This window comes from Thiococcus pfennigii (assembly GCF_016583835.1).
Lineage (GTDB): Bacteria > Pseudomonadota > Gammaproteobacteria > Chromatiales > Chromatiaceae > Thiococcus > Thiococcus pfennigii.
In genome coordinates, this window is the sequence record NZ_NRRW01000137.1 from 1 (window position 1) to 1231 (window position 1231).

The 1231-nt window shown below is 70.7% G+C and carries 1 protein-coding gene and 1 pseudogene; one reads left to right on the forward strand and one right to left on the reverse strand.

What is annotated here, in order from left to right; all coding sequences use genetic code 11:
- Positions 1 to 126: 126 nt before the first annotated feature.
- Positions 127 to 717 (reverse strand): class I SAM-dependent methyltransferase, encoded by a 591-nt coding sequence (locus CKO41_RS18265; RefSeq protein WP_200383288.1) that lies wholly within the window; start codon positions 715 to 717, stop codon positions 127 to 129.
- Positions 718 to 848: 131 nt separating this feature from the next.
- Here CKO41_RS18265 and CKO41_RS18270 point away from each other — a divergent pair.
- Positions 849 to 1231 (forward strand): annotated as a pseudogene (locus CKO41_RS18270) (nickel-dependent hydrogenase large subunit); the annotation flags it as partial.

Consider the following 1231-nt stretch of genomic DNA (forward strand, 5'->3'; position numbering starts at 1 on the left):
GTCGCCGCAGGCGCTCATCGAGTACCGGCGCCAGCAGTTCAAATCGCTTCTTGATCGCGATCTCATCGACCATGCCCCTATCATAGCAGGGCGCTCAGAATGAGACACTTATTTGCGGACAGATCCTTAGTCCCTGCGGGCCAGCGCGACCGTGTAGTGGGCGCCCTGCTTGAGCTTGTCGTAGTTGCCGAAGACCTCGGTGAGGTTGCGCTTGATGTACTGGCGCAGCCCGTTGATCGTGACCAGGTAGAGGTGTCCGCCCGGGCGCAGCCGGGCGTGGGCGTCGTGCAGCAGCAGCGCGAGGAGCTCCTTGCCGACCTTGGCCGGGACATTGCTCGCGATCAGGTCGAAGCGTTCCTTCGGGTCGATCTGGTCGAAGCCGTTGCTGAGCCGGGCCTGCGCGTTGGTGAGCCCGTTTCGTGCGGCGTTGCCGTTGGCGTAGTCGATGGCGACGAAGTCCTTGTCGACCATCAGGGTGCGACCCTCGGGGGCGCGCGCCGCGAGCGCCAGGCCGAGCGGCCCGTAGCCGCAGCCGAGGTCGAGGCAGTCGGCGCTCGGCGCGACCTCCAGGTGCGCGAGCAGCAGCCGGGTGCCCTCGTCGATCTCGCGCGGCGAGAAGAGCCCCCAGGTGCTGTGCAGCGTCATCGGGCGGCCGCCGAGCTCGGCGGTGAAGACGATGTCCTGGCGCAGGCGGGCGAGTTGGTCCTGAGTCAACATGGTGGAGGCGGTCTGGTTTTGGCGGCCTTCGGTCGCGGGTGATGGCACAGTGCCGATGCGGGCATTGTAACGGCCGCGTCGGTTAGACTCCGAGCCATCTTCCACGCACCCAGGGAGGCTGCCGAGGGGCCATGCGGGATCTCGCCGGCCGACTCCGGATTCTGCTCGATCAGGGCGCCGACGGTGTCCAGGTCGAACTGGCGTACGCCCGGCCGCCGGCCGCGGCCCGGCTCTTCGCCGGCCGCGACGCCGCGACCGTCGCGCGGCTGCTGCCGACCCTCTACAGCCTGTGTGCGACGGCCCAGGCGGTCGCCTGTGCCGAGGCCATCGAGCAGGCCGCCGCCGCGGGGGCGGATGCCCCAGGGCGCGCTCGGGTGCGGCGCGCGCGTGCGCGGCTGATCGCGGCCGAGACGGTCCGCGAGCACCTGTGGCGGATCTTCCTCGACTGGCCGCCGGCGCTCGCCGAGCCGCCCGAGGAGGTCGCGATGGCGCGGGCCGCGGCCCTCGCCGGGCG

Bases quoted from the DNA above. Each gene is read 5' to 3' on its own strand.
- CKO41_RS18265 (WP_200383288.1), bottom strand. From the start codon at position 717: ATGTTGACTCAGGACCAACTCGCCCGCCTGCGCCAGGACATCGTCTTC.